General features: G+C 43.1%; 25 protein-coding genes, 1 pseudogene and 1 riboswitch. Of the genes and pseudogenes, 19 read left to right on the top strand and 7 right to left on the bottom strand.

Annotated elements, in window-relative coordinates; all coding sequences use genetic code 11:
- The first annotated feature begins 131 nt into the window (after window positions 1-131).
- The 10 genes from ACTWQL_RS08345 to ACTWQL_RS08300 all read left to right on the top strand — a co-directional run bounded on the left by ACTWQL_RS08345 (window position 132) and on the right by ACTWQL_RS08300 (window position 9,455).
- On the top strand, window positions 132-1,337 hold the full coding sequence (locus tag ACTWQL_RS08345; RefSeq protein ID WP_443141989.1) for a S8 family peptidase: 1,206 nt from the start codon (window positions 132-134) through the stop codon (window positions 1,335-1,337).
- A gap of 297 nt (window positions 1,338-1,634) precedes the next feature.
- The gene (locus tag ACTWQL_RS08340; protein WP_443141988.1) at window positions 1,635-1,895 is read left to right on the top strand and encodes a hypothetical protein; all 261 of its coding nucleotides are present in this window, start codon (window positions 1,635-1,637) and stop codon (window positions 1,893-1,895) included.
- A gap of 317 nt (window positions 1,896-2,212) precedes the next feature.
- Entirely contained in the window at window positions 2,213-2,425 is a 213-nt protein-coding gene (locus ACTWQL_RS08335; protein WP_443141987.1) for a hypothetical protein, read from the top strand.
- A 311-nt stretch (window positions 2,426-2,736) separates the two neighbouring features.
- Window positions 2,737-3,999 carry an ATP-binding protein gene (locus tag ACTWQL_RS08330; RefSeq protein ID WP_443141986.1) on the top strand — a complete coding sequence of 421 codons (1,263 nt, stop codon included), beginning with the start codon at window positions 2,737-2,739 and terminating at the stop codon, window positions 3,997-3,999.
- 180 nt (window positions 4,000-4,179) lie between these two features.
- Window positions 4,180-4,896, top strand: coding sequence for a DUF2294 domain-containing protein (locus ACTWQL_RS08325; protein ID WP_443141985.1), 717 nt, complete (start codon window positions 4,180-4,182; stop codon window positions 4,894-4,896).
- Between the two features lie 182 nt (window positions 4,897-5,078).
- The gene (locus ACTWQL_RS08320; RefSeq protein ID WP_443141984.1) at window positions 5,079-5,270 is read left to right on the top strand and encodes a hypothetical protein; all 192 of its coding nucleotides are present in this window, start codon (window positions 5,079-5,081) and stop codon (window positions 5,268-5,270) included.
- Between the two features lie 308 nt (window positions 5,271-5,578).
- Window positions 5,579-7,870, top strand: coding sequence for an ATP-dependent DNA helicase (locus tag ACTWQL_RS08315; protein WP_443141983.1), 2,292 nt, complete (start codon window positions 5,579-5,581; stop codon window positions 7,868-7,870).
- Window positions 7,871-7,941: 71 nt separating this feature from the next.
- Window positions 7,942-8,109, top strand: coding sequence for a hypothetical protein (locus ACTWQL_RS08310; protein WP_443141982.1), 168 nt, complete (start codon window positions 7,942-7,944; stop codon window positions 8,107-8,109).
- A 40-nt stretch (window positions 8,110-8,149) separates the two neighbouring features.
- Window positions 8,150-8,707, top strand: a complete 558-nt coding sequence (locus tag ACTWQL_RS08305; protein WP_443141981.1) for a GNAT family N-acetyltransferase — start codon at window positions 8,150-8,152, stop codon at window positions 8,705-8,707.
- 158 nt (window positions 8,708-8,865) lie between these two features.
- Window positions 8,866-8,949: riboswitch (cyclic di-GMP riboswitch) on the top strand.
- Between the two features lie 29 nt (window positions 8,950-8,978).
- Window positions 8,979-9,455, top strand: a complete 477-nt coding sequence (locus ACTWQL_RS08300) for a hypothetical protein (protein ID WP_443141980.1) — start codon at window positions 8,979-8,981, stop codon at window positions 9,453-9,455.
- Window positions 9,456-9,745: 290 nt separating this feature from the next.
- Here ACTWQL_RS08300 and ACTWQL_RS08295 read toward each other — a convergent pair whose 3' ends face one another.
- Together ACTWQL_RS08295 and tnpB are read right to left on the bottom strand one after the other, a co-directional pair.
- The gene (locus tag ACTWQL_RS08295) at window positions 9,746-11,215 is read right to left on the bottom strand and encodes an alanine/glycine:cation symporter family protein (RefSeq protein WP_443141979.1); all 1,470 of its coding nucleotides are present in this window, start codon (window positions 11,213-11,215) and stop codon (window positions 9,746-9,748) included.
- Window positions 11,216-11,444: 229 nt separating this feature from the next.
- Window positions 11,445-12,543, bottom strand: a pseudogene (tnpB, locus tag ACTWQL_RS08290) (IS200/IS605 family element RNA-guided endonuclease TnpB).
- Between the two features lie 869 nt (window positions 12,544-13,412).
- Here tnpB and ACTWQL_RS08285 point away from each other — a divergent pair.
- Window positions 13,413-13,538 (top strand): hypothetical protein, encoded by a 126-nt coding sequence (locus ACTWQL_RS08285; protein ID WP_443141978.1) that lies wholly within the window; start codon window positions 13,413-13,415, stop codon window positions 13,536-13,538.
- A 56-nt stretch (window positions 13,539-13,594) separates the two neighbouring features.
- On the opposite strand, the gene ACTWQL_RS08280 is transcribed toward ACTWQL_RS08285, so the two are convergent.
- Window positions 13,595-14,518 carry a ketopantoate reductase family protein gene (locus tag ACTWQL_RS08280; RefSeq protein ID WP_443141977.1) on the bottom strand — a complete coding sequence of 308 codons (924 nt, stop codon included), beginning with the start codon at window positions 14,516-14,518 and terminating at the stop codon, window positions 13,595-13,597.
- Window positions 14,519-15,007: 489 nt separating this feature from the next.
- On the opposite strand from ACTWQL_RS08280, the gene ACTWQL_RS08275 reads away from it, so the two are divergent.
- The 4 genes from ACTWQL_RS08275 (at window position 15,008) to pdxA (ending at window position 20,150) form a co-directional block, all read left to right on the top strand.
- Window positions 15,008-16,705, top strand: coding sequence for a PrpR N-terminal domain-containing protein (locus ACTWQL_RS08275; RefSeq protein ID WP_443141976.1), 1,698 nt, complete (start codon window positions 15,008-15,010; stop codon window positions 16,703-16,705).
- Window positions 16,706-16,870: 165 nt separating this feature from the next.
- Window positions 16,871-17,860, top strand: coding sequence for a 2-keto-3-deoxygluconate permease (locus ACTWQL_RS08270; RefSeq protein WP_443141975.1), 990 nt, complete (start codon window positions 16,871-16,873; stop codon window positions 17,858-17,860).
- Between the two features lie 12 nt (window positions 17,861-17,872).
- Complete coding sequence (locus ACTWQL_RS08265) at window positions 17,873-19,165, top strand: four-carbon acid sugar kinase family protein (RefSeq protein WP_443141974.1); 1,293 nt, start codon at window positions 17,873-17,875, stop codon at window positions 19,163-19,165.
- Window positions 19,152-20,150: a 4-hydroxythreonine-4-phosphate dehydrogenase PdxA gene (gene pdxA, locus ACTWQL_RS08260; protein ID WP_443141973.1), complete on the top strand. Its 999-nt coding sequence runs from the start codon at window positions 19,152-19,154 to the stop codon at window positions 20,148-20,150. The genes ACTWQL_RS08265 and pdxA overlap by 14 nt, the downstream gene beginning before the upstream one ends.
- Window positions 20,151-20,208: 58 nt before the next feature.
- Here pdxA and ACTWQL_RS08255 read toward each other — a convergent pair whose 3' ends face one another.
- Window positions 20,209-21,420 (bottom strand): cytochrome P450, encoded by a 1,212-nt coding sequence (locus ACTWQL_RS08255; RefSeq protein WP_443141972.1) that lies wholly within the window; start codon window positions 21,418-21,420, stop codon window positions 20,209-20,211.
- Between the two features lie 313 nt (window positions 21,421-21,733).
- Between ACTWQL_RS08255 and ACTWQL_RS08250 the strand changes: the two genes are divergently transcribed.
- Window positions 21,734-22,861, top strand: coding sequence for a DEAD/DEAH box helicase (locus ACTWQL_RS08250; RefSeq protein ID WP_443141971.1), 1,128 nt, complete (start codon window positions 21,734-21,736; stop codon window positions 22,859-22,861).
- 25 nt (window positions 22,862-22,886) lie between these two features.
- Complete coding sequence (locus ACTWQL_RS08245) at window positions 22,887-23,633, top strand: SAM-dependent methyltransferase (protein ID WP_443141970.1); 747 nt, start codon at window positions 22,887-22,889, stop codon at window positions 23,631-23,633.
- 243 nt (window positions 23,634-23,876) lie between these two features.
- Here ACTWQL_RS08245 and ACTWQL_RS08240 read toward each other — a convergent pair whose 3' ends face one another.
- The 3 genes from ACTWQL_RS08240 to ACTWQL_RS08230 form a co-directional block, all read right to left on the bottom strand.
- Window positions 23,877-24,068 (bottom strand): YwbE family protein, encoded by a 192-nt coding sequence (locus ACTWQL_RS08240; protein ID WP_261133556.1) that lies wholly within the window; start codon window positions 24,066-24,068, stop codon window positions 23,877-23,879.
- A gap of 67 nt (window positions 24,069-24,135) precedes the next feature.
- Entirely contained in the window at window positions 24,136-24,678 is a 543-nt protein-coding gene (locus tag ACTWQL_RS08235; protein ID WP_443141969.1) for a putative glycolipid-binding domain-containing protein, read from the bottom strand.
- 12 nt (window positions 24,679-24,690) lie between these two features.
- A complete protein-coding gene (locus tag ACTWQL_RS08230) occupies window positions 24,691-25,068 on the bottom strand; it encodes a nuclear transport factor 2 family protein (RefSeq protein WP_443141968.1) in 378 nt (125 codons plus the stop codon).
- 244 nt (window positions 25,069-25,312) lie between these two features.
- Between ACTWQL_RS08230 and ACTWQL_RS08225 the strand changes: the two genes are divergently transcribed.
- Window positions 25,313-26,227: an ABC transporter ATP-binding protein gene (locus ACTWQL_RS08225; protein WP_443141967.1), complete on the top strand. Its 915-nt coding sequence runs from the start codon at window positions 25,313-25,315 to the stop codon at window positions 26,225-26,227.
- On the top strand, window positions 26,224-26,976 hold the full coding sequence (locus ACTWQL_RS08220) for an ABC transporter permease (protein ID WP_443141966.1): 753 nt from the start codon (window positions 26,224-26,226) through the stop codon (window positions 26,974-26,976). The genes ACTWQL_RS08225 and ACTWQL_RS08220 overlap by 4 nt, the downstream gene beginning before the upstream one ends.

Genomic DNA, 26,976 nt, shown 5'->3' with positions numbered 1-26,976 from the left:
TTGGGAAAAAAGACCCGGAAGGACCCCGATTTTACCACTAAAATTACTTGGTATTTCCCAATAGCGGTTTCGCAGGATTTTACACATTTTGACTGAATTTGTTTATGAATACTTTTTTAGGGAGGAATAGGATGAAATTCAAAAAGTTAGCTACACTGTCACTCGCTGCGTCAATGGCACTCTTTCCAATGGTAGGGGAGGCTGCAGTCAGTGATCAGCTGGAAGCGCCAGAAAAGTCGAATGTCGTCAATGTCTCTGATGAAGCAGGAAAGTATGTAAAAGGTGAAGTACTCGTCAAGTTCAAAGAGAAGGCTGCAAAATCAGCTCAAAGCAGTGCATTGAGTAAAATCGGAGCTAAAGAAGTTGCTGATGAAGATGCTGTTAAATCCGATTTTAAAGTATTGAAAGTTGGAAACGTCGAAGCAGCTGTCAAAGCTCTTGAAAACAACCCGAATGTTGAATATGCTGAGCCGAACTACACGTTCAAGGTGAATTGGACGCCAAACGATACGTATTATAGCGGCTACCAATACGGACCGCAGAATACAGATACACCACAGGCATGGGATATTGCCAGAGGAAGCAGCAGTCAAGAGATCGCTGTCCTGGATACTGGTGTCGATTACAACCACCCCGACTTGGATAGTAAAACGATCCGCGGATACGATTTCGTCGATCGTGACTGGACGCCGAGGGATTTGAACGGTCATGGTACGCACGTTGCAGGAACTGCTGCGGCTGAAACGAACAATGCACAAGGCGTAGCAGGTATGGCACCAAACACGGACATTCTTGCTGTACGAGTTTTAGATGCAAATGGAAGTGGTTCATTAGCAAACATTGCTGACGGAATCCGTTATGCAGCAGATGCTGGTGCTGAGGTTATCAATCTATCATTGGGTTGTAACTGTGATACGCAAACGCTTGAAGATGCGGTCAACTATGCTTGGAACAGAGGCTCTGTGATTATTGCTGCGGCAGGTAACGATGGCGTGAGCACGACTTTTGAGCCGGCTTCTTATGCGAATGTCATCGCGGTTGCAGCTGTTGACCGTTATGACAACTTAGCTTCCTTCTCCAATTATGGATCTTGGGTAGATGTAGCAGCACCTGGTGTGGATATTGCGTCTACATATCCGAACAACGGTTATGTTTATATGTCTGGTACGTCAATGGCATCACCACATGTTGCGGGTCTTGCAGGTTTATTGGCAGGACAAGGTCGAAGCAATTCGCAAATCCGTGCGGCAATCGAGAATACAGCTGACAACATCAGCGGTACAGGTTATTATTTCGCACATGGAAGAATCAACTCTTATGATGCTGTAAGATACTAGAATACAAGCTTGATCTATTTTTTCAAAAGGTCTTATCCATTACGGGTAAGGCTTTTTACTTGTCTCTTTTTTCCTCGGGCGATTCGCAAGGCTCGTTACTTGTTGCTCGATTCAAGGTCTTGCCTGGATCGTTTTCCTGCATGAATCTCGTGAAATTCCTTTTAGGACTTTCTAATAAAGTGAAAAATCCATTTATGTCTATGAAAATTTTCTATGAATCTAGTCAATTGACCGTTACGGAATCTTCTAATCTCAATATACTAGTATTACTCCTAGTAAAAAGGAGGCTAAATAAAAATGAGTCTTGAAAATCGTGAAAAAGAAATAAGAGCAGCAATCGATGCTGCTGTTGACGCAGCAATGGCAGCTTTGAAAGAAGGTGGGTCACCTGCTGCAGCAGTCGCGATTCGAGAAAAAGACTTAGCAGCTGCCTTATCTGTTGCAATTGGAGATGACCCAACGGCAACAGCGATAGCGACTGCCATCAACAACGTTTTCGAAGAATATCGATTACCGATCCGAACACTTACACCACCTCCCCCTATTGTATTTCCATAGCCTGAGATTGACCTCGTGAAAGTTTTCGTTGAATCTGCGTTTCGTTTTCTCTAGTAATCGAGTTCTATATTCATGAAAAGAAAGGCTGGTTTTGCACCTCATCCGTTATGTAATTGAATCAATAGAATTTTTTTACTAGAGTCGGACAAGCGCTGTTTTTCCTATTGAAGACAGTGATCCTGGTTTCGGTCAAGGAAGTAATCGATGTATGAAAATTTGCGGCTGCAATGCTGTCGTAAACAGGTGTACAGGGTGGATGAATACGCGGACTTCACCTTGTACACTCTAACACTTTCTATTTTTAAGGAGGTGAAAATATGGGATTCTTTAATAATAACAATGGCAATAACAATGCTGTCATGGGTGCACAAAATGGTAACAATAATGAAGAACAAAAGCGTTCAGTAGCATTTGCTAAAGCTAAGCGTGATAAAGCGATTGCTTTTGCAGCAACTGGTGTCGATATTGAGCGTCTGCTTGATGCGATCGGTGGCGCAGAAGATGACGGCAATGGCAATGGAAATTGCTAATCATAGCACTAAATAAGAGTACCAGCACTCACCCTGCTGGTACTTTTTATTTGTATATAGAAGAACATCGGTGCCAGGCACCATTCCAAAAGCGTTGGGGGAGAGGGAGTTCGCGACGGTGACAGGCACCATTCCAGAAGCGTTGGGGGAGAAGGAGTTCGCGACGGTTCCAGGCACCCGCAGCGGGTTATTTGGGTCGTTTTTCGTGGTTTTCTTTCAAAATAATGTAAATGTTTTTTGGATTGTAGAGGAAAACTATTTTGTGTGTCGTATTATTAGTATGGATGTCCTGATTATCTTTGGAGGTATAAATGCTTGCTGAAAAGCTATTGCTGCATGTTTTAATTTTCCTTGCTCCTGTTCTTATATATGGTGTTCTGTTCCAAAAACGTCGCATTGATCAATCTCCATACTGTTATGGACTATTACATGGTGTTGCGGCGCTTCTTTGTTTGGTTTTCGCACATTACGACTATGGGCTTTATTGGGATTTTCGTTATGTTCCGCTCGTCTTGGCATGCTTATATGGCGGGCCGATTTCTGGTGGAATCGTTTTGGGTTTTATCTTACTTACAAGGACATTCCTCGGTGGAGATGCATTGTTGTTCGGTTACATAAGCGTACTAACTGCAGCGCTCCTTCCATTCCTTTTTACAAAAAAATTCATGAATTATAAACCTAAGAAACGGGTCAGGATGGCGATTCTCATCGGTACTTGGCCTGCTTTCGTGATGCTTGGCATCCTATTGACATTCATGAGTGTCCAAGGGTTTTCTAGCAATCAGGAGATTCTTATAAACATTTTCCTGTTCGGCGCCATCCAGATCATTGGAATCGGTTTTGCTGCTATGATGAACGAAATGGTCATCGAGCGCCATATCATGAAACAAGAAATCCAACGTTCTGAAAAATTGAATACGCTCGGTGAACTAGCAGCCTCGATCGCTCACGAGGTCCGCAATCCGCTCACAGTGGTCAAAGGATTTCTTCAAATGATGAAATCCGAAAAGAAAGGCGACGGCTATGAGTACATACCACTTGTCCTGAGTGAGCTGGGACGAGCCGAGGCGATCATCAATGATTACTTGAATTTTGCAAAACCTGAATTCAAGAAAATCGAAACGTTCCGCTTATCTGATGTCATTTATGAAGTGATGTTTTTGATGGAAGGTCTTGCAGTCAAGCATGGTGTCGAGCTCGTAAATGAATTCGACTCCAATTGCCTTATAAAAACCGATCGTAACCAGCTGAAGCAAGCCCTGGTGAACTTTGTCAAAAATGCGATCGAAGCGACAGGTGAAGGGGATACAGTGACAATTGGGGTGAAGCCCTCTGGAAACTTTGCGATTGTAAAAGTGACCGATACGGGGAGAGGCATGGATAAGGATCAGCTGGATCGGATTGGAACCTTATTTTATACGACTAAAGATAAAGGAACAGGTCTCGGAACGACTGTTTCACTTAGAATCATCCAATCGATGGACGGAAAAGTGAGCTACAAAAGCGAACTGGATGTCGGTACTGAAGTGACGGTCTGTCTTCCAATCGAGAGTCCGAAACTGAATGTCCAATAAAGATGGTTTCTGATTGTAAAAAACAGGGTAACTAATGTATGTAGAAAGTCCCGGTTATCAGCTGCATGATTTGGTGAAAAAGCGAGAATTGAGAGTACTATGTACGGACTTTTCATAAATTTGTCCTCAACGCTTTTCAAATCTGCACTTAGCCATTACACTATAGAAAGGATGGAGGATATGAAGCTTCCGTCTTCAGATGAACAAACACATACATTGGATATCAATGAAAAACAAAGTGAGATTTCCAGTTACGTTGGAAAAGTGCTTCGTGATAATTTTGGTAAGGGACCAGGATCTGTTTACGTCTCGATTTCAGATTCATTTGTCGTGATTTATGTAAAGGACTTTTTGTCTCCGATGGAACGTGTCCTATACAGCGGGAATCAGCAGAAGACAGTCGAAAAGACGCGTAGTTTCTTGATGGATACGATTAGTGCGGAGATCAGAGCCTACATCAAACTGATTACGAAGCTTGAAATCGAGAATTTGTATTATGATTGGTCGCTTGAAAACCAATCAGGCGTCTTCTTGGGTGTAGGGTCAGGTCCGATCGATGTAGATGCTGCTTATTTCGGAAAAAATGAAGTGCATGATGCAGTCATTCGGATGAGCGAAAAGGTCGAAAAAGAACCAGCAGCCATCAGATCGACCCGTATCAATTCGCGGACGCTCATCGTCGTACGTGACGGAATTCTAGTTGAAATCGAGAAACAGTTGATCCGCGATGGGAATGAAGAAGCCCTTCGGAACGCAAAAGGGAAACTTGAAAAGAGCATGCTGAATTTGGATCAAATCAATTCGCACATAGAAGGCGAAATAGCTGAAGTATTCATAGATTGGGATTTTGATATCGATCGCAGTTTTCTTGTGATGATCGTCAACCCAAATTCATAGAGTAGGTGGAAATGAGCTAGACATTAGAGCTAGACATAAGCCGAAGAGGAGATGTTCCTTTTCGGCTTTTTTGCGTCTAAAAAATTCTTTTGGAAGGGAGTGATTGGGTTTGAGCACAATGAATAAACTTCATGAGAAGAATTCAACAGGGTAGATTTTTCACTATCCGGAAGGGGGATATAATGGCTAAATTCTTAATCGATCACAAACATAAAAAAATTCATCGCAGTGCATACGTTGGCGATAAATGCGACCTCCCTCAGATCCCACTGAAAGAAAGATCGGGTGAAAAGAAGGCTGAAAAGGTTGAACTGTTGAAAGGCAAAGGATATAAACATTGTCCGCATTGTTATGACGGGCCGACGTTCATATAGCAACCATAGGGCGGATGAAAGTCTAGGTGTATATAGGGGTTATACACTTAGTCTTTTTTAGTTTTTAAGCGACGCTTCTGTGGAATCCTGGCGGACCAAGCGAGGAATCCGCAGATCGCCCGAGACATCCTGCTGACTTTAACGTACACGAGAGACCTTATTTACCTGAAATCATAGAAAAACAACTGTATTTTTCACAAATAACGGCTGTGGTGTCCGTTAATTCATTTCCCCCTTTTACGAACGTGTGTTTTCAAGTAAACTAAGGGTAGCGCTATATTGAAAAAAGAGTTAGATCAGGTGATTACATGTCTAAAGAGGTCCGGCTATCCGTCAGGCCATTGGTTGAATATGTGTATCGGAGCGGCAGTATCGATAACCGTTTCCGCTCTTCGAGTTCGATGACCGACGGAACAATTGCACATCAAAAAATTCAAAAGACCTATGCAGAGTCCGACCAAAGAGAAGTCTATCTGAAAACGCAGATCGAGTTCAAAGGGCTCTCTTTTGTCGTGGATGGAAGATGTGACGGACTTCTTAAAAACGGAGATGAGATCACAATCGATGAAATCAAGTCTACGCGCGGCGATCTGTCTGATATCACAGAAGAGACGAATCCCGTTCACTGGGCACAGGCAAAGTTTTACGCCTATATGTACGCCCGTGATCATGAACTTGAAAAAATGAAGGTCCAGCTGACGTATGTTCATGTCGAGACGGAGGAAAAGAAACAGTTCACCGAAGATTATACCTACAGCGAACTTGAACGCTACATAATGAGTGTCGTAGAAAAGTTCGAGCCCTTTGCACGGATGCTTCTTGGGAATAAGGAAAAACGAAACAACAGCATAAAAGAGCTGGATTTCCCATTTGACGATTACAGAGCTGGTCAACGGAAGTTTGCCGGAGCAGTCTATAAATCGATCGCAGATAAAAAAGATCTGTTTGCCAATGCACCGACTGGTACGGGGAAAACGGTCTCGACGATCTTTCCGACCGTAAAAGCGATCGGTGAAGGCCATCTCGAGCGATTCTTCTATTTGACTGCAAAAACGATCACCCGCACCGCAGCGGAGGAGACCCTCGCCCTGATGAAGGACAAGGGTCTGCATATGAGCTCTGTGACGATCACGGCAAAGGACAAGGTTTGTTTCAAGGAAAAAACCATCTGCCAGAAGGATTATTGTGAGTTTGCCGACAGGTATTACGATCGGGTCAACGATGGGATCATGGACATTTTAGCGAACGAAACGTTGATGGACCGCACTACCATTGAAAAATATGCAAGAAAACACAAGCTGTGCCCATTCGAGTTTTCGCTCGATGTTGCTTATACGTCTGATATGATCATCGGAGATTACAATTACATTTTCGACCCGCGGATTTCGCTGAAACGCTTTGTCGATGAGCAGAGAAAAAGGACGGTTCTGCTGGTAGATGAAGCGCACAATCTTGTGGATCGGGCTCGGGGAATGTTCTCAGCGGAGCTCTTCAAATCACCTTATTTGCAATTAAAGCGTGCATTTAAGACGGAAAACAAAGGCGTATTCGAGACGGCGAAAGCGATTAATGATCACTTGTTGCTGTTAAAAAAGCAATGCGGAGACACACGGCAGGTGGAGTTGGAAGAATTTCCGGATGACTTGCTCGGATTGCTGGAGGCATTCGTGACGGAGGCGGAAAAAGAGTTGCTTGAACAAAAGGAAAGCGAAGCACAGGAACAACTCCTCGAAACGTATTTCAACGCGAAAAACTTCGTACGGATATCAGAATTATACGACGAACGTTACGTGACGTACCTCGAATATGGAAAAAGTGAAGTGTACATCAAGATGCTCTGTCTTGATCCATCCCACTTGCTGCAGCAGTTCGGAAAAGGGTATCGGTCGAAGGTTTATTTTTCAGCGACGTTATCTCCGCTTCCTTATTTCAAAGATATGCTTGGGGCAGAGGAGGAAGATTACTCGATTTCGATTCCGTCGCCGTTCGCAAAAGAAAATGCCGACGTGTTCATCCAGCCGTTATCGACGAGGTACCGTGACCGCGACCGCTCTGTTGCCCCGATATTGACGATGTTGAAAAATCTCGTTGAAACGCGACCCGGAAACTATCTCTTCTTTTTCCCGTCATATGCCTATATGCAGATGGTTTATGAACAGTTCGAGGAAGAGGACTGGGGTTATGATGCGATTGTACAGAACAGCGGGATGGCTGAAGAGGAGCGTGAGGAGTTCCTTGCCCAATTTGAAGCAGGAAAGGACACGACACTGATCGGATTTGCGGTGATGGGCGGCATTTTTTCAGAGGGTGTCGATTTAAAAGGAGATCGCCTGAACGGCGTCGTGGTTGTTGGAGTCGGGCTGCCACAGTTGAATTTTGAACGCAACATCATCAAGGAGTATTTCAACAAAAACGAGAAGGTTGGCTATGACTATGCGTATGTGTTTCCCGGAATCAATAAGGTCCTTCAAGCTGGAGGAAGATTGATCCGGACAGAAGAGGACTACGGTACGATCGTACTCGTTGACGATCGCTTCCTAACACCGAAATATCAAAAGCTCCTTCCCCCGGAATGGATGGATTACAAAGTGATCCGCTGAAGAATGGAGGAATTCTGCTCATTCATGTAAAAGTAGTTAAGTAGGAATGAGCGGAGGGGGAAGAGGATAGGATGCTGAATATCTTTTGGGTTTTGATTTTGGCAGGTGCAGTATATGCTGCTTATTATGTGATCATGTACATGAAGGATATTAGAGACCTTCTCGAAGAACAGAGGGACCAGAATGAACAGATCATCGACCTCTTAGAACAGCAGAATCCAGAGCGTGAAAAATGGTAGCTGGATCAGCCGATTTTTATAGGGGAAGGAGTGAAACCCCATGATAGATTTGAGCAATAAACCGATCATTACTGGAGACAAGACTATTCTTAGACCTTTTAAAATGGATGAAGACTTTCCGAGTTTAGAAGAATGTTTAAATGATCCTGTGGTTCTTAAATATACAGGGAGCTCTCCTGAATACAATAGAGAAAAGGTCTATCACTGGTATCATACGAGGAATGCACAAAAAGACCGATTGGATCTTGCTATTATTGATAAGATTTCAAATACGTTGGTTGGAGAAGGAGTTGTCAATTTATTTGATGAGGAAAACCAAAGTATGAATTTCAGAATACTGATTGGAGCGTTGGGTAGAAATCGAGGGTTAGGTACAGAAGCAACGCGGTTAATGGTCGATTATGTTTTTGAAAATACGATTCTAAACCAGTTGACTTTGAGTGTATTTGATTTCAATTCAAGAGCAAAAAAGTTATATGAAAAAGTCGGGTTCATAGTGGAAAGTATCGATAAAGATGATTTGGAATTTGAAGGAGAATTAATAGATTCGATTAATATGAAATTGACTAAAGAAGATTGGTTGAATAATAAGAAATGATTTTTATGGCCTCGTGACCCTTAAAGGAGCTGATTGAGCCACCGCGGTAAGTGAGTGGATTTCTGGCAAAAATGGTAGTTTTCTCCTGGTATCTGATGGCATTTAATAGGTATTTGGGTTCATTAACATCCTTAAGTTGGAAGGTTATAATACAAAGGGAATATAGAGGGGGCTGTGAATTCGTATCTTTATTTGGGCACTTTGATGCGAAGGAGCTAGTAGTGCAACCGACCGCTTTCTAATTTTCAATTCTTAGGAAGGGGTATTTTTTATGTTTAAAAAATGGATGGATCAGAGCAAGAAAAAGGTTGTTGTAGTTGTTATGGCCGGGGCGGTGGCTATCGGTGCGTTCGGCGGAACGGCTTATGCCGCCTATGGGGATAGCTGGAATACTTACATCAAGAGCGGAATCAGCCAGTTGTACACTTTGGTGTTTCCTGAAATCGAAAAAGCGACTGAAGACAAGCAGAACGAGATCGTCTCCAAAATCAAAGATGACATCCGTTCGAATGTCCAAAGCGCGAAAAGCGAGATCGAAAAGCATAAAGAGAAACTGATCAAAGAAAACCAAAATGAGCTGGACAAGTATTATAAAGACGTGAAAAAAGAGGCAGAAGCTACAAAGAATGAGGCTGTGAAATCCGGGAAATCGAATCTAGATGAAAAGGCAGAAGAATCTTTGACGAAAGCCAAGGATGAAATCGATAAAGCGATTGAGGCTGAATTGAAGAAAAACGGCTCCAAATAATTGGGACATACGAAACAAGCTTACCAAAGGGACTTTTCGGTAAGCTTGTTTCTTTTTAGTATAGATGTGTGTGTGATGGATAATATCCTGTCTTAATCTGTTCATTTTGCAGCATAATCTGTTCACTTCGACAAATATTCTGATCACATTTCAAATTATTCTGTTCACTTCCTGAGATATTCTGTTCACTTTCCAGGTTAATCTGTGCACTTCCCATGAAAATTTGTTCACTTTAAGATTAATCTGTTCACTTTGCAGCATAATCTGTTCACTTCAATCATTCAGCTAGATCACTGACTTATGTCCTTGTCACTTTGATCCGAAAACAGCTGGATTGAGGGTTTTCCTTCTTTTTTACGATAAATCCGATTGATGTAGTCATCCGTCATCGCGCGGATTTCTTTATGCAAGAAGACGAGCGGGATGATGTTACAGAGCAGGACGAATGCGAGCAGTAGATCGAGGAACTGCCAGACAAACTGCAAGCCGCCGATCGCACCTACATAAATCGCTGCGATATAGATGATTCTCATAAACTTTGATCCTTTTAATCCAAATAAGTATTCCGCCTGTTTTTCACCAAAGAAGATCAGGACACCGACCGTCGTGATGACGAAGAAGAATAGGAAGATAGCAATGAAGCTTCCGCCGAACGTTTCTCCCATCACGGTTCCAAAGGCAGTACCAATCATGTTCGATGCGTTATCCGCACTTACTTCCATCCAAGTTCCGGTGACGAGTACAGCGAGGCCAGAAACTGTACAGATGACGATTGTATCGACGAAAACACTGAAAATCCCCCATAAAGCTTGTCGGGATGGATGATTGGTCTGTGCTGCTGCATGTGTAATCGGAGCAGTTCCGAGACCGGCTTCATTCGAATAGAGCCCACGTGCGATTCCCCAACGGAGTGCTTGAGCGATACCGGCTCCCGCAAATCCACCTGCAGCAGAAATCGGTGTAAATGCATGTGTGAATATCATTCCGAATACATTTGGAAGTTCGCCTATATGAGCGAAAATGACGATGAAAGCTCCGATCAAGTAGGTGATGACCATGAACGGAACCATTTTATCGGTCACTTTCCCAATACGTTTGATGCCTCCGAAAACAACGATGGCGACTAACCCGCACATGATGAGGCCGGTGATTTGTGTCGACCATCCGAAAGCACCTTCAACTTGTGTGGTGATGGAATTGGATTGGACCATCAAACTTGGGATCGCTTCAATCATGAGGAAGAAAGCGAAAGCTGCCGCCACTTTATCCCAACCAAGTGCTTTCTTGATATAATACTGCGGACCACCAACCCACGTCCCATTCTTGTTCTTTTCCCGATATTTCACTCCGAGCATGATTTCAGAGTATTTGGTCGCCATTCCGATCAGCGCGACCATCCACATCCAGAACAAGGCTCCAGGTCCACCGAGTGCGATGGCGACCGGTACACCAACGATGTTCGTTGCTCCAGCTGTCGAAGCAAGGGCCGATGTGAAAGCCTGGAAAGGGGTGATCGTCCCTTCATGCTTGTCCTTTTTAAAGATTTGCCCGATCGTTTGGCTTAATGCGTGTCCGAAAAAACGGAATTGGAAAAAGCGTAGTCTGATTGTTAAAAAGATACCTGCTCCAATTAATAGAATGGCAAGTACATAAGTCCATAAGAAGTTGGACACATTCGCTACCCACGTTTCGAACCAAGAAATAATTTCCACGACAGTGCTCCCTTCATGCTTTTCTTCTATAATATCTTTTTGTTCCATACCCATTATTTCCCGATTTTAAAAGTGGAATTTGCAAAAGCGTGTGGCTGTCCCCTTTGTGGAAGTTGCACGATTACGGAGGAACGTTATGAGGGAAAGTTGCACGATTACGGGGAAAAAGTTGCTCGATCGAAGAGACAGCTCCCTTGAACTACCCGCCACTTAGCACTCTTGCGAGTGGCTTGAAGTGGGGGATTCCTAAGAACACCAGCGTAACCGCAGTTATGGATTAGGCGATCCCCGCAGTTCCTGCGGTTAATCGTAAGGCTTCCTTACGAAGATTCCTACTTGCGTTAGGATCTCGATCATGATGCGTCGTGCATTTTGGGCATGCAAGATCCTTAACGTCTTTATGACGATAGCCACAATGGGAACAAAGTTGACTGGAAGGAAACGTCTTGGATACCACCACGATCTGTTTGCCGTACCACTTTGCTTTGTATTCAAGCATGGAACGGAAGGTTGACCAACTCACTTCACTGATGGCTTTGGCGAGGTTGTGGTTCTTAAGCATATGGGATACCTGCAAATCTTCCATACCAATAAGGTCGTGGTTTTTGACAATATGGGTAGAGATTTTATGCAAGTAATCGTTTCGCGCATTTGCAATTTTCTCGTGCATTCGGGCAACTTTAATCCGTTGCTTATGCCAATTCGAAGAGCCTTTTTGACGTCTGGACAGGACTTGTTGGGCTTTCACAAGTTTCTTTTCTAAGGTTCGAAAAAACGTAGGGTTCCCATACACCGTTCCGTCTGACAATATGGCAAAATCCTTTAGTCCGACATCAATCCCCACTGACGAGTGGGTTTTAGGCCCATCGCCTACTTCTGTTTCCACCAAAATGGACACAAAATAGTTTCCACTTGGGTTTCGTCTAATTGTGGCATTGAGGATCCGTCCTTTAACCACACGACTCTTTACCAATTTGACGAGGCCCAGTTTGGGCAATTTGATTTTGTTTCCAACAATCGCAATATTTCCGTTTGTATATTTGGTGGTATAGGATTGAACCTTATTCTTTTTAGACTTGAATCGGGGAGGGTTGTTTCTGGAAGAATCGTGAAAAGGAATCCGCAAGGTTCCTCAAGGAAGATTGAAGGGCAATACTGTCTACGTCGTTCAGCCAAAGGAATTCCTTTTTCAGTTGCGTTAATTGCTTCGAACAAGTAGGATAGGTCAATCCTTTCCCTTTTTCTTGGTAGGTGGTATTCCATCGTGCCAAAAAGTAATTAAATACAAAACGACTGCAGCCGATTGTCTTCGCGATTCGAATTTCTTGTTCTTTGGTTGGATAGAGTCGAAATTTATAGGCTCTATGAACCAACATGGATTCCACCTCCCGAAAACGAACATTTGTTCCTATTATATCATAAGTTTTCATTTAGAGATGAAAAAAGGAACGATTCCAAAAAAAATTAGATGAATCATAAGTCGAACAATTGAGATGGTAAGATCCCTCCCTTGTCCGAAGGCGATTCATCCCCACCCTACTCATTGGGCTATGCCCTTCACATTCCTTGAGGATGGGGTCGTCTCGCCTGCTTGATAAAATAGTAAAAAGGAACGAACTATAAATTAGGAATCGATGTATAGGAGATAGTATAGTATGATGTAGAGAATCCAACATCATTTTCTAAGAAGATTTCTTTCACTTGTAAAAAATATTTCAAAATAGATGCAACCAATGAGAGGCAAATACGTCTATATTTAGTAGTGGAAATAAAATTGGAATTTCAGGGTTAACAGCTAAGAAATCGGGAATACATACACTAATAGCTTTACTTGGACGGACAAATCTTTTAAAAATGATAGGAGTGTTTGAGGATCATGACGAGTACTGACATTCATATTCAGAATTTGAGGAAAAAAGGAATTGATGTTCAAAAGGTCATTTCGAAGACTCTTAAACTGGCAAAAAATTATTCAGGTCACAAGCAAAAAGAAAGTCCGCAACAATAATCGCCCTGAGTACATAAAGGAACCTTCTCATCGCTGAGAAGGTTTTTTTACATTGGCTGTTTTCGCAAACTTTGTTGCTCTTGAGAGTCGTTGATTTCCGCTCCAGGATTCTCGCTTTCCGCGGGCCGTGCAGTGAGCTCACTCGTCGCCTTGCGAGCTCAGGAGTCTCCTTTTCAAGGAAGCATTTGTGCTCCTGCGTCTACAAGAAAGTCCTGTCGAAGCGAGCTTCCTCGTCGCATGCCTTGCGAGGGGATTATTCAGGTAGTAGGCACGCTGATCCCGCAGGACAAGGAAAGCTTCGGTAGCGTTACATCGCACGAAGAAAATGCGATTTTCATTTTCGAGGAGTCTCGCACCTTATAAGCACAACTAAAAACTCAGCCTGCGCCAAAGGCTTGGCTTTGCCAAGTTTCTTTATGTCATCGCATCTTCAGTTCATACGGTTTTACAAGGGCGTAGAGAGTTTCGATATGTGGCAGTTTCAGGTTCTCTTCTTCCGCTAACCGGAGTGCGCCGCCGAGCAGGTGGTCTGCTTCAATCTGCAGGCCTTTTCGTCTGTCCTGATGCATGGATGACGTCGCCTCAGAAGGGAAGCTGTTCAACTGGTCCAACGCTTTTTGAACATGGTCGTCAGTGATATCGATCCCTTTCGAAATGGCGAGCAGTTTCATTTCGTGTAAAACCTCTTCCGCCAGCTTCACCGTCCTCGATGATTCGCGGATCGCTCCGAGCGTCAAGTCTCCGGCTGTCGTTACACCGGAAAATGCGGTGATCATCATATACTTGTTCCAAAGTCCGAGAAGGATGTTGCTGCTTAATACACCCGCCATGTTCGCACCGTCGAAAATCTTCTCCATTTCATTGCAGAGCGCTTCCTGCGACGAATGAAGCGCACCGAAGACGAGGTCATGTTGTGTACTCGTATGGATAACATGTCCGTTTTCATCCAGTGTCGAGATGATAAAGCACAATCCTCCCATCACAGACTCTTCACCTAATTCCCGTTGAAGCTGCCCGATATGTTCAATCCCGTTCAAGAGCGGCAGGACAGTCGCTCCTTTTTTCACCAATCCTTTCAAATCGGCGATCAATTCATCATTCAAATGATACCCCTTAACAGCCAACAAAACGACGTCCGCGTGATGGATATCATCCAAACCTTCAGCAATGTTCAAGTCTTCAAATTCATAGTCACCATGCGGACTTTGCAATTTCAAACCATTTTTACGAAGCTGTTCAGCTCTTTTCGGACGGACGAGAAATTGTACAGTTTGACCTGATTCTTGACATCTTCCGCCGAAATAAGCTCCGATTGCTCCAGCACCAACTACGACAATGTTCATATCAAATTCACCATCCTTTTATCCTTTGGCGTTGTTATACTTTGTCGTTGATTTTTGCGAATTTCACTCCCTTTCCGCGGGCGATCCGCAAGCCTTCTCATTTGTTCAGGATGTCAACACAAAAATATGAATCATTTTCGTGTCTGCGATGACAACTCTTAGAAGCTTTCCTTACGCTGGCTTCGACGTTCACCACACGACGTGGTGCCTTAATTCGCTGTGGGGTCTCGCCTGGCTCGCTTTTCCCGCAGGAGTATCGCAATTTTGCTTAAATCATTCTTAGTCAGAGATCAACAGTATTATTTAACAACGCTTTCCTTTAATAAAATTGTACCCGATGTACCGGGGAAGAGAAACTTATATGACTTTCTACTCTTGGTTGTTGGTTTCGCTTTAAGTCAAATTATAAATAAAAACTGAACGTGTTGCATTATGCATCATTAGAGGATTATACTTAATAGAGATTAACTAATGAACAGGGGTAATTGAATGGGTATAAAGACAATGTTTATTGCACCTTACCCTTCCATGGTTCCACTTGTAGAAGAGTGTAAAACTGAATATCCAGAATTGGATATTCAGATAGAGGTCGGAAACTTGGAAGAAGGTGCTGAAATAGCAAGGTGGGCTGAGAAGAATGGATACGATGTCATTATCAGCCGAGGCGGCACCGCACAATTGATAAAGTCGTTTGTGTCGATTAGTGTAATCGACGTTCATTTATCAGGTTATGACATGCTTCGTACACTTACATTAGCTAATGATTTTCAAGGAAAAAAAGCATTGGTTGGTTTTCCTAACATTACGATAGGTGCTCAATCTATTGTAGATCTATTGGAATTACCTATACATGTTTACTCGATACAATCAGCTGTTGACGTTGATCCACTTGTTCGTAAACTGAAGAAAGATGGTTTTGAGGTTGTTTTAGGCGATGTTGTTACGGTGGATGCAGCTCAAAGAAATGGCCTTGAAGGTATCTTAATACAATCAGGCAGAGAAGCGATTTATGAGGCGTTCAGTAACGCCTGCTCAGAATATGAATTTCATCAACGCAATCAGACGCTTATTAAGTTATTATCAAAAATATTGAAATCGAAAAAACAAGATATACTTATTTTGGATTCAAAAGGTGAGCATGTATATGAAAATTGGAGTAACGTTCAAAGTGTACCGCTATCCAACAAAGAATTAAGTAAATTAAGGGATGATGTCGAGAGAAATGGATATGCAACCCAAACGGTAAGTTTCAAAAATAAGCAGGTTGAAGTAAGTGGGGAACTTTGTATTTTTGGCTCTCAGTCATTTGTAATCATGTATTTTAAAGTAAGGGAATTCTCTGAACATCATAAATGGTTACAAGTAAAGTATCGTATACCGAAGCCAGTCATTATTGCAGAAAGTCCCATGATGAGAAAAATAACAAGTCAGATACGACAGTCTATCTCCAAACAACGGGTTTATCTGCTATATGGAGAAAAAGGGACAGGGAAAGCACTTTTGGCAGAGTTTATCCACTATGAACAAAATAGGACGGGAAATTTATTAACCATAGATATGCAGAACTGTGAATGGGGACAGTTGAAAGAGATATTCAACATTAAGAGTTCAACTGTTAATCTGACGAATATTGAACATTTAGATACCAATCGAATGGATGAATTAAGAGAGTATATCCATAACTTATTGGAACATTCCATTACGGTGATTCTTACAAGTAAGCTACACGTGCCAGACTTGATCGACAACTCTTTAGAGAACGATACAGTAGAATTAGCGCTCCCTTCATTAAAACAACGTAAAGAAGATATAAAAGGTTTAGCAGCCTATTTTGTTGCGCAATTTCATCAAAATTTAGGTACTCATCCTGTCAAAATAAGAGAAAAAGCAATTGAAGAATTGCTTACCGTGGATTGGAATGAAAATGTTTCCGAATTGAAAGGTTTTATAAAATCCCTTGTACTAGGGGAGAAAGGATATATCATCGAACCTAACCATGTTCAAAATGCACTGGAGATTCGTAAGGAAACATCCCCAAAGAATACTCTCTTATTACAGGGAACATTAGAAGAAATCGAACAACGAGTCATACAGAAGGTACTCGAAGAGGAAGGGTTTAACCAATCAAAAGCAGCAAAACGATTAGGAATTAATCGTTCGACTCTTTGGCGCAAATTGAAAAAATAATAATTTGCGTCTTTTTTTATGTTATAAACTGTTGCAAAATAAAACAATTTAGATAATTTTATTCACAATAAATAAATTAAGTGTTGCGTAATAAATCACATTCTTTTAGGATGAAAGTGAAAACGTTTTCTTATCATTACTAATTATACGATGGGGGAATTTGAAATGAAGATTAAAGCAACGCTTGAACGTATTCCAGGCGGGATGATGGTAGTCCCGTTGTTGCTTGCTGCAACACTAAATACATTAGCGCCTGATCTCCTTAGGATCGGTAACTTCACACAAGATTTATTTGTAGACGGTGCAGGTACCTTGATTGCCTTGTTCCTGCTTTGTACAGGGGCACAAATCAATGTTAAGACATTTGGAGTTTCTCTTGCAAAGGGAGGGGCGTTACTGGGAACGAAATGGGCTGTCGGTGCAGTCTTCGGCTTAATCGCTTATATGTTTGCAGGTGATAATGGTCTATGGCTAGGATTAGCTCCAATTGCAGTTATCGCTGCGATGACAAATAGTAATGGGGGCTTGTATGTGGCACTTGTCGGGCAATACGGGAAAGAAGAAGACCGTGCAGCCTATTCATTACTTGCATTGAATGACGGACCATTTTTAACGATGGTAGCATTGTCGATCTTCGGAGCTATGGGATTCGTAGATGGAATGTTTTCATTCCAATCCTTTTTAGCAGTATTACTCCCTATACTTGTGGGTATGGTTTTAGGTAATTTGGATGAAGATATGCGTTCCTTCTTGGATAAAGGAAGTGCAATGTTGATTCCATTCTTTGCATTTGCGCTTGGTATGGGGATCGATTTTGCTGCGATCATTGAAGGTGGTCTAACTGGAATAGTCCTTGGTCTCCTGACTGTATTTGTTACAGGTACTGCAGGTTACTTCATCTTTAAAGCGTTAAAATGGAATCCGATTGTTGGTGCTTCAGAAGGTTCAACTGCAGGGAACGCTGTTGCAACCCCAGCAGCCATTGCGGCGGCTAGTTCAACCTTTGCTCCAGTTGCAGAACTTGCTACAGTTCAGGTTGCAGCATCGACTGTTACAACAGCAATATTATTACCACTATATATTGGATTTCTTGTTAAACGGATGGAGAAAAAAGGCTATCGATTTGAAAAAGGAGAAATAAAGTCAGCAAGTTAAGGGTGGTCATCTATGAGAGAGAGAATAGGAATAATTGCAGATGATTTCACTGGAGCCAATGACACGGGCGTCCAGCTCGCTAAAAAAGGGTTCCTTACATCTGTAATGGTTAATATAGATAAAATGGAAATCAAACAACAAAATGATGTAGTCATTATTGATACAAACAGTCGTTCTTTAACAAATAAAGGTGCATATGAAGCAGTCCATCATGCTGCTTCTTTCTATTTGGAGAATCAAGTTAATTTTGTATATAAAAAAATTGATTCCACCTTGAGAGGGAATATTGGATCTGAAATAAGTGCAGTAGACCATGTGTTGAATCCTGAGTTGGTCGTCATTGCACCTGCCTATCCCCAAATGGGCAGGATCACAAAAGATGGAAAACATTACGTAGATGGTCAACTCGTCTCGGATACGGAATTCGGAAAAGATCCGAAAACTCCAGTGATGCAAAGTGATATCTCAGAACTTATTCAACCATATTGTAACTCTGAAATTGCGAAGGTAACCCAAACTCAATTAGACGATGTTGAATTTGCAACGTATATACAAAATGAAGTTGCCAGAAATATTCGCTGGTTTGTTTGTGATGCGGAAAGTGAAGAGGATTTTAAAAAAATATCTAGTAAATTCAGTGATTTACCGTTTAATGTGTTATGGGTAGGGTCAGCAGGCTTGATTGAACAATTGCCCGAAGGTCTGTCATTGAACTCCAACAACGAGTCTAATAATTTGAAAGACTGGACAAGTAATCAAGTTCTGACCGTGTCTGGAAGTTTGTCTGAAAGAACAAAACAGCAACTACTTGAGCTAGATAAAATTGATGATGTTCAAATGATAGAAATAGATCCATTACTAATCCTTGAAGATATCCTCGATCCCAATTCACTTGTGGATAGGAAAGAGGTAAAGAAGGACCTGGTAATCTATGTTGATAATAATGAAATGAACCGTGAGGCTGCATTAGAGTATGCTAAACGAAATGGACTGTCTAACGAAGAGATTGGCAGTAAGATTTCAAAAGGGTTAGGTCAAATTGTAAAGCATTTTCTGCGTTATACTTCCATTGATGGATTGATATTGACTGGAGGCGACACGGCTAAAGACGTATGTTCAGCAATGAATGTTATGGAAATGGAACTTTTGGATGAAATCGAAGCAGGAGTTCCACTAGGCCGAATCAATTTCAACGATCAAAAGTTGTGGACGGTCACAAAAGCCGGCGGGTTTGGAAATAAAGATACGTTAAAGAATGCTTTGTATTACATGAAAGGAATGAAACACACTTATGACTCAAAGTAAACCAGTTATTGGGATAACGATGGGTGATGCTGCAGGAGTTGGACCTGAGATTATTTTGAAAAGCCTGCAGAATGCACAAGTTTACGATTTATGTAACCCATTGGTAATTGGAGATGCAAAGGTTCTGGAAAAAGCAAAAGACGTACTAGGCAGCCAGCAAAAAATTAAAAGTGTGCTATCAGTCAATGATTGCACCTATGAGTTTGGCGTTGTTTCGTGTATGGATCTTGACCTTATACCAGATAACTTACCATTTGGACAAGTCTCCGCAGAAGCCGGACATGCAGCGTTTGAATTTCTATCAAAAGCGATTGAGCTTGCAAATGAAGGGAAAATCGATGGCATCTGTACGGCTCCTTTAAATAAAGAAGCACTTCATTTAGGTGGACATAAGTATCCTGGACATACCGAAATCTTAGCGGAATTAACAGGAACAAAAGATTATGCAATGATGCTATCCGCACCGACGTTAAAGGTGATTCATGTGACAACTCACATTGGACTGATTGACGCGGTTAAACAAATTAATCCAGAACGCGTTTACCAAGTTATCAAAATGGCTCATGATACGTTGAAAAAAGCTGGTATTAAAGAACCGAAAATTGCGGTATGTGGTATCAATCCTCACGCAGGAGAAAATGGATTATTTGGATATGGAGAAGAGGAAGCACAAGTTGTCCCAGGTGTAGAAAAAGCTCACTCAGAGGGTATCAATGCTCAAGGTCCACTACCTGCAGACACTCTATTTTTCAGAGCAGTCCGTGGAGATTTTGATATTGTGGTCGCTATGTATCATGATCAAGGTCATGGACCGATCAAGGTGCTTGGGTTAGATGCAGGTGTCAATATAACCGTTGGACTGCCGATTATTCGGACTAGTGTAGATCATGGTACTGCATTCGATATCGCTGGCAAAGGGATTGCTGATGAAAAAAGTTTAACAGAAGCTTTGCGCCAAGCTGTTGAACTAGCTCCCACCAAATAAGTTCAATGTAAAGTGACTGTCTTTTAGGACAGTCACTTTTTTACGTGCAATAAAAATTCTATTTGATTTCCCCTTTTAGTTGAAGGGCTTTGAACCCGCGGAAGACGATGTTGTCACGCCATTGGGGTTCCTCAGATAAAAGCGGCTCTTTGAATCTGGTCACGAGTTTTTCCAGGGCGATCTGCGCTTCCAACCGGGCAAGCGGTGACCCGAGACAGAAGTGCGGTCCGGAAGCGAATGACAGGTGCTTGATATTTTTCCGCGTGATATCGAACTCATGCGGGTTGTCATACAGACGTGGATCGCGATTGGCGGCTCCCAGTACAAGCATGACCTCTTCTGCTTTTTTGAATTGTTTTCCGTAGAACTCGAGGTCCTCCGCTACAATTCGTGAGGTCATGAGGACTGGCGGTTCAAATCGTAAAATCTCTTCGATTGCATTCGGAATGAGCGAAAGGTCGTTTTGCAGTAATTTTAACTGTTCAGGGTGCTTCAAAAGCGTGTAGTACCCATTCGTGATCAAATTGACAGTCGTTTCGTGACCCGCAATCATCAGGAGGAGACAGGTGGCCACCATTTCATCTTCATTCAACACATCACCGGACTCTTCAACAGCGATCAGACCGCTGATCAAATCGTCTTGTGGTTCGGTACTCCTTTTTTGGATAAGAGATTGGAAGTATTCGCCAGAGTCTTTGATATCATCAGAAACAGTCTCCAATTCGTTCATGTCTGTGTTAAAATCGATGAACGTGACAAAGGCATCGGCCCATTTCCTGAAATAGCCGCGGTCCTCCTTTGGGACGCCGATCAGTTCAGCAATGACGACCACGGGGAGGTAGTATGAAAAATCCCGGATCAACTCATGCTCTTTTTCTCCTTTTCTGGAGTTGAGCAGTTCATCCGCCAGCTCTTCAATCAGCGGACGCAGTTTGTCGACCATCCGCGGTGTGAACGCTTTGGTGACGAGCTTCCGCAAACGCGTATGATCCGGCGCATCACGAAACAGCATCATGTTGTTCATCAGGTAAATGACAGGCTGGACGCGCTCCGGGATTTCGACCCTTTGCTCAGGAGGAACGACACGGCGGTATTCTTTTATAAAACGGGAATCCTTGAAGAGGGCTTCTGTTTCTTCAAAACCGGTGACGACAATTTTCGGAATCCCGAAAAATTGATCGTAATGGATCGGTCCATATTTGCGGTATTGTTCGAAATAAAGATAAGGATCGCTTTGGAATTGCTCTCGCATTGCAACGGTTTCATTCATGATCAGTACCTCCAGCTTTCTAATTTCTATACAATCTCTTTCGACAAATGGAAAATAAACCCTTGTTCTGTTTTCGTCTGATGGTATTTGTTGCGGCTAAAATCAAGTACTTAACGGCCGATCGACATAAAACGACCTGCATCACAAGCGAAAACAACCTTCACATTCGATACGTTCAGCCCTGGTAGAAAAATGGTCACTATTCAACGGATTCCACATGGTGTAGGCTAGTAGTGAAGCGTCTGAATGTGAGCTTCATAATTGATCAAACTAATCAAAGACTAAAGTCGTTTTTATAAAAAGGAGAATGATGATGAAATCATTACATATAACCAAGCCTTACCTACAGAAAGCCTGGGAAAAATCAAGCTTTGAACAACCGACAGCAATCCAGACTGAAGCGATCCCGGCGATTTTACAAGGGGAAGATGTGATTGCGGAATCTCCGACCGGGACAGGAAAAACGCTGGCTTATCTTCTGCCGATTTTAGAGAAGATCGATCCAGCAAAAAAAGACCCGCAAGCCTTGATCATGGCGTCCTCTCGTGAACTCGTCATGCAGATTTTTGAGGAAGTGCAGAAGTGGGCGGAAGGAAGCGGAATTACAGGAGCTTCTCTGATCGGAGGGGCGAACGTGAAAAGACAGATCGAAAAACTGAAAAAGAAGAGCCCGCAGGTCATTTTAGGGACACCTGGCCGTGTTGAAGAGTTGATCAAGATGAAAAAGGTGAAAATGCATGAAGTGAAGACGATCGTTCTCGATGAAGGCGATCAGCTGCTTGTACCAGAGCATTTGAAAACGATCGAGTCGATCATCAAGTCGACATTGGCGGATCGTCAGGTGCTATTGTTTTCTGCGACGTTACCTGAAAGGACGGAAGAAGTCGGTCGTGGATTCATGAATGATCCTCAGCTTATCAAAGTGAACCGTGCCACCCAGAAGAGCGGGAAAGTGGATCATTTTTATATCGTGACAGAACGACGGGAAAAAGCGAAAGCCCTCGAGAAAATCGGACGGTTGAAGGACATGAAGGGGCTCGCGTTCGGTAAAAATATCGGTGATCTGTCTGTGATAGCGGATAAACTGGACTATAATCGGATCCCTGTTGGTCTTTTGCATAGTGAATTGAAGAAAAATGAGCGGCAGCATGCTTTGCAGCAATTTCGTGATGGGAAGACGAACCTGCTGCTGGCGACGGATGTGGCAGCTCGTGGCCTTGATATCACAGGGCTCACACATGTTATCCAGGTGGATGCAGCAGAAGACGAAAAGCAATATCTCCATCGTTCTGGACGTACCGGAAGAGCAGGTGCGAGTGGAACCGTCATTTCAATCGTAACACCAGGCGAAGAGCGTGCGTTGAAGAGTCTTGCGCGGAAACTTGATCTTCAACTTAAGGAGAAGACGTTATATGCTGGTGAACTCGTCGACGCAAAGTAAGCTTTTGAACGGGGAGGGGAAGAGGATGGCAACAAACAAATTTTCTGTCATCGCGCACAGTAATCATGAAATTTGCAACCCGATCAGTAAGGAAAAGCTGAGGGTTACGCTGGATCGTATCCCGTTCAGCAGCGGCGAGAAAGTGCTCGATATCGGAGCGGGAAAGTGCGGTGTGCTGATCGATTTAATCGAGCGTCATGATGTGGTGGGAACAGCCATCGAGATTGAAGAGGATTTTATTGAAGCTGCTCGCGAAAATGCGGGTCAACGGATTGATCCAGGCCGATTACGAATCGAGAATGACGATGCGAAAAAAGTGATTGGTGATCTCGATGAAGTCTTCGATGCTGCGATCTGTCTTGGGGCGACGCATGCTCTCGGAAACTATCGGCTCACTTTGGAGAAAATGAGTGAAGTAGTGAAGTCCGGCGGATACATGCTGGTCGGTGAAGGGTACTGGAAAAAGGAACCTGAAGCAGCGTATCTGGAAGCGCTAGGGGCGACTAAAGAAGAATTGCTGACCCATCATGAGAATATTGAGGTGGGTGAAGAGCTTGGTTTGATTCCGATGTGGGCGCATGTGACAAGTGAGGATGAGTGGGACGAATATGAGTGGCTATACTCTTCTTCGATGGAAAAGTATTGTCTGGAGAATCCCGATGATCCGGACGTTACCGCGATGCGCGACCGGATCCGGAAGTGGCGCTCTACATACTTGCGCTGGGGCAGGGACACACTCGGATTCGGGCTGTATTTGTTTTATAAAAGTTGAGCTTGGTGCTGATCGTGTTTATAAATGAAACGATTTTCCGTAGTAAAATCGTACCAAATTGCTCAAGATGCCCTTGAAATTGCTCAAGCACCCATCGAAATTGCTCAAGATCATCCCGGAATTGCCAAGATGCCCTGGAATTGCTCAAGCAACCCCAGATAATGAAAAAAAGCTGGCCGAAGAATCATTTTCGGTCAGGTTTCCTTATTGAACTTAAAGAAAGTTTCGTTTTACCAAGTTTTCTTAAAAAACTTCTTTTACGCGGCCGACTTGTCCGTCTTGAAGGCGAACTTTGATGCCGTGTGGGTGAAAACTGGAATTCGTCAGGATATCCTTTACGACACCCCGGGTCAACTTGCCAGTTCGTTGATCTTTTTTCAATACGATGTCGACCTCGACACCTGGCTGTATGTTTGCGCGATTTTGTCCATCCATGCTGCATTCCATCCTTTAGATTGTCCATTTCGATTTTTCGCTTCAATCAGTATATCATACCACACGTTCAATACCGCCGTTTGAATAGTTCCGGGTACTCAATCACCAGTCCTTCTTTATCGACTGTAATCAGGGATTGATAGGTTGGACTTTCGTATCGAAAAATCCGCACACTGCTCTTTTGTTCCACAAAGGTATATCTCTGGTGGACCTTTTTCAATTCCAATGAAGGGATGGCGACATAGACCATTTCAAAATCCCTCAATTGCCCCGCTTTCCAATCACACCGGTTGATCGGGAGTGAATTTGAAAAGGGGGTAGCTGAGATATCGATATCAATCGCCCCATCGAGTTCAGGGATCCAGCGCCGGTATTGATCGAACCAGATCCCTTCACCGTCCGATGTGACTTCAAGAAAGGTTTGACCCACTTCAATTGTCGCTTTTTTCGTTTTCCACTGTTCCAACAGCAATTTATAGTTCACCTTCAAAGGCTTTCCGTCATTGATCGAAATAATCGTGCTCTCAACAGACAGTTCATCGCCGCGTTCCTTTGTCTGCAGGTATTCACAGCCAAAGTCCTCTACGTTTTCCCATATGATCGTATTCATCATTCCACCAGATCATTTCTCGAGCTCGATGAATTCCCTTTGTAATTTCCATTCTTCGTTTTCTTTCCGCCAAATAAACATCGCCTTCGCATGGTGGGGTACACCCCGGATGACGTTCGTTTCCGTGCCGATGACCAGAAATTCCTCGCCAGGCTTGCGTTCGGAGAGTGATAAGAGTTCGAAGCTTTTATGGGCATCGTCATATTGCGCAAGGACATTGTCGAGATCATAGTTGTACCCGTATTGCATCGGCTCATCCATCCCGGACCGTCCCCAATAACCGATGAAACGTTCAGACATATATTCCCGGATCCCGTCACTATTTTTACTGTCAAACGCCTCATTCCAACTTGCAAAATACTTTTCGATAACGTTATGTATTGCTTCCATATCGATTCCCCCTAACACCATTCGTATTCGACTTCGCACCCGGAAAAACCTTCCAAAGAGATGCAACAAGAAAATTAAGGAAGAATTAAGGTTAGCTGAAATCATCCTTAAGGTTTGCTCGATATACTGCAATTGTATTTAACATTTAAAGAAAGTATAAATACTTTCTTCAATATAAGGGCAACTAAGGCTCAGCTAGCGCTAAAGCTTACTTTGCCAATTTTTCTTTAAGGAGGCGAACGGAATGAGTAATTATCTCATCGAAACAAACCAGCTGACGAAGTCGTTCGGAAGCTTTAAAGCAGTGGATCAGGTGGCCTTGAAGGTGCCGACAGGAGGGATATACGGATTTCTAGGGCCGAACGGGGCTGGGAAATCGACGACGATCCGCATGCTTCTCGGACTGATCAATCCAACTGAAGGAGATGTGCAGATTTTCGGAAAACCATTGAAATCGAACAGGATCGATATTTTAAAAAAAGTCGGATCGATGGTCGAAACTCCATCCTATTACGCCCATCTTACCGCATTTGAAAATTTGAACATCACGAGGAAGATTCTTGACCTGCAAAAAAGTGAGATCGATCGTGTACTTGATGTCGTTAAGCTTACTGAAGTGAAAAACAAGCTTGTGAAAAAATACTCACTCGGAATGAAGCAACGCCTTGGAATTGCGCAGGCTCTAATGGGAAATCCGGAGTTATTGATTTTGGATGAACCGACTAATGGACTCGACCCCTCAGGAATTCATGAAATGCGTGATCTCATCAAACGCCTTCCCAAGGAAGCAGGAATGACCGTGCTTGTATCGAGCCACATTTTAAATGAAATCGAACTGATGGCAGATCATGTCGGCATCATCAATAAAGGGCGGATGATTTTTCAAGGAACACTGCAAGAGCTTCGTAACAATAGTGCTTCGACATTGCAAATCGCGGCAAATCCGATGGAGGATGCACTTAGCTCGTTAAAAGAGATGGGCTATCGTGTCGAAGTGAATGGTGGCCGTCTATTCATCAAGGACCAGCAAGTCGAACCGAGTGCCATCAACAAGAAGCTCGTGTTGGATGAAATCGCTGTGACACACTTGAGTGAACAGAAGGATACGCTTGAGGACATCTTCTTATCAGTCACCCAGGAGGAGGGGGCTAAACGATGAATGTCATACGCCTTATGCAAACAGAGATGATCAAGCAAAAACGGAACCTGTTATGGTGGTTCGTCCTCGTCATCCCGACTGGAACGACAGCAGCGATGTTTCTGGATATGTTCATCCGTTATGAGGATTACCTGTTTCCGAAGGCACAGGCGCAGGGCATTTCCTCATGGGAGGTCCTTGTGAAGGAGAACCATAACGTCTTGAGCTGGGGACTGTTCCTTTCTGTCTTTATCGCAATCATCAGCATGTTCATCAACCAAAATGAGACGAAAATCGATAACTGGAAAAAGCTTTTGAGCTTGCCGGTAACACGAAGCCAGGTGTTTTTATCAAAATATTTGACGATCGTTATTTTCGGTTTTGCTCTTATCCTATTAAATACAACTGGTCTTTTCATTGTTGGAAAAGTTATTGGTTTTCCCGAAGCGTTTCCTATTCTAATGTTCACAAAGTATGTCGGCTATCAGTTTGCAGCGATATTAGGTGTGGCGGCGATCCAGAATGGACTCAGCACATTTGTGAAGAATCCGATCATGCCAGTCGTCTTCGCTTTTGTCGGGATGGTCGTGGCGGGTGTATTCCTGGTGAAAGATACTGGCCTAAGCTCGTATTATCCTTATCTCTATACCTATATGGCTGGTAATCTCTCTGCATTTGACCCTGAGATCATTCTGTTCGGAGGACTTGGTTCAGGTGTCATCCTGCTTATTTTTGGAATGCTGTTGTTTCATAAAAAGGATATAATCTAA

Source organism: Pseudalkalibacillus sp. R45 (genome assembly GCF_052246725.1).
In the GTDB taxonomy this organism is placed as follows: Bacteria; Bacillota; Bacilli; order Bacillales; family Fictibacillaceae; genus Pseudalkalibacillus.
Note: the sequence above shows the minus strand (reverse complement) of the source record. Positions and strands in the feature narration are given on the sequence as shown.

Bases quoted from the DNA above. Each gene is read 5' to 3' on its own strand.
- ACTWQL_RS08250 (WP_443141971.1), top strand. From the start codon at position 21,734: ATGAAATCATTACATATAACCAAGCCTTACCTACAGAAAGCCTGGGAA.
- ACTWQL_RS08280 (WP_443141977.1), bottom strand. From the start codon at position 14,518: ATGAACATTGTCGTAGTTGGTGCTGGAGCAATCGGAGCTTATTTCGGC.
- ACTWQL_RS08245 (WP_443141970.1), top strand. From the start codon at position 22,887: ATGGCAACAAACAAATTTTCTGTCATCGCGCACAGTAATCATGAAATT.
- ACTWQL_RS08330 (WP_443141986.1), top strand. From the start codon at position 2,737: ATGCTTGCTGAAAAGCTATTGCTGCATGTTTTAATTTTCCTTGCTCCT.
- pdxA (WP_443141973.1), top strand. From the start codon at position 19,152: ATGACTCAAAGTAAACCAGTTATTGGGATAACGATGGGTGATGCTGCA.
- ACTWQL_RS08285 (WP_443141978.1), top strand. From the start codon at position 13,413: ATGCCTTGCGAGGGGATTATTCAGGTAGTAGGCACGCTGATCCCGCAG.
- ACTWQL_RS08305 (WP_443141981.1), top strand. From the start codon at position 8,150: ATGATAGATTTGAGCAATAAACCGATCATTACTGGAGACAAGACTATT.
- ACTWQL_RS08310 (WP_443141982.1), top strand. From the start codon at position 7,942: ATGCTGAATATCTTTTGGGTTTTGATTTTGGCAGGTGCAGTATATGCT.
- ACTWQL_RS08295 (WP_443141979.1), bottom strand. From the start codon at position 11,215: ATGGAACAAAAAGATATTATAGAAGAAAAGCATGAAGGGAGCACTGTC.
- ACTWQL_RS08345 (WP_443141989.1), top strand. From the start codon at position 132: ATGAAATTCAAAAAGTTAGCTACACTGTCACTCGCTGCGTCAATGGCA.
- ACTWQL_RS08270 (WP_443141975.1), top strand. From the start codon at position 16,871: ATGAAGATTAAAGCAACGCTTGAACGTATTCCAGGCGGGATGATGGTA.
- ACTWQL_RS08220 (WP_443141966.1), top strand. From the start codon at position 26,224: ATGAATGTCATACGCCTTATGCAAACAGAGATGATCAAGCAAAAACGG.
- ACTWQL_RS08275 (WP_443141976.1), top strand. From the start codon at position 15,008: ATGGGTATAAAGACAATGTTTATTGCACCTTACCCTTCCATGGTTCCA.
- ACTWQL_RS08230 (WP_443141968.1), bottom strand. From the start codon at position 25,068: ATGGAAGCAATACATAACGTTATCGAAAAGTATTTTGCAAGTTGGAAT.
- ACTWQL_RS08235 (WP_443141969.1), bottom strand. From the start codon at position 24,678: ATGAATACGATCATATGGGAAAACGTAGAGGACTTTGGCTGTGAATAC.
- ACTWQL_RS08300 (WP_443141980.1), top strand. From the start codon at position 8,979: ATGTTTAAAAAATGGATGGATCAGAGCAAGAAAAAGGTTGTTGTAGTT.
- ACTWQL_RS08255 (WP_443141972.1), bottom strand. From the start codon at position 21,420: ATGAATGAAACCGTTGCAATGCGAGAGCAATTCCAAAGCGATCCTTAT.
- ACTWQL_RS08340 (WP_443141988.1), top strand. From the start codon at position 1,635: ATGAGTCTTGAAAATCGTGAAAAAGAAATAAGAGCAGCAATCGATGCT.
- ACTWQL_RS08325 (WP_443141985.1), top strand. From the start codon at position 4,180: ATGAAGCTTCCGTCTTCAGATGAACAAACACATACATTGGATATCAAT.
- ACTWQL_RS08315 (WP_443141983.1), top strand. From the start codon at position 5,579: ATGTCTAAAGAGGTCCGGCTATCCGTCAGGCCATTGGTTGAATATGTG.
- ACTWQL_RS08320 (WP_443141984.1), top strand. From the start codon at position 5,079: ATGGCTAAATTCTTAATCGATCACAAACATAAAAAAATTCATCGCAGT.
- ACTWQL_RS08335 (WP_443141987.1), top strand. From the start codon at position 2,213: ATGGGATTCTTTAATAATAACAATGGCAATAACAATGCTGTCATGGGT.
- ACTWQL_RS08225 (WP_443141967.1), top strand. From the start codon at position 25,313: ATGAGTAATTATCTCATCGAAACAAACCAGCTGACGAAGTCGTTCGGA.
- ACTWQL_RS08265 (WP_443141974.1), top strand. From the start codon at position 17,873: ATGAGAGAGAGAATAGGAATAATTGCAGATGATTTCACTGGAGCCAAT.
- ACTWQL_RS08240 (WP_261133556.1), bottom strand. From the start codon at position 24,068: ATGGATGGACAAAATCGCGCAAACATACAGCCAGGTGTCGAGGTCGAC.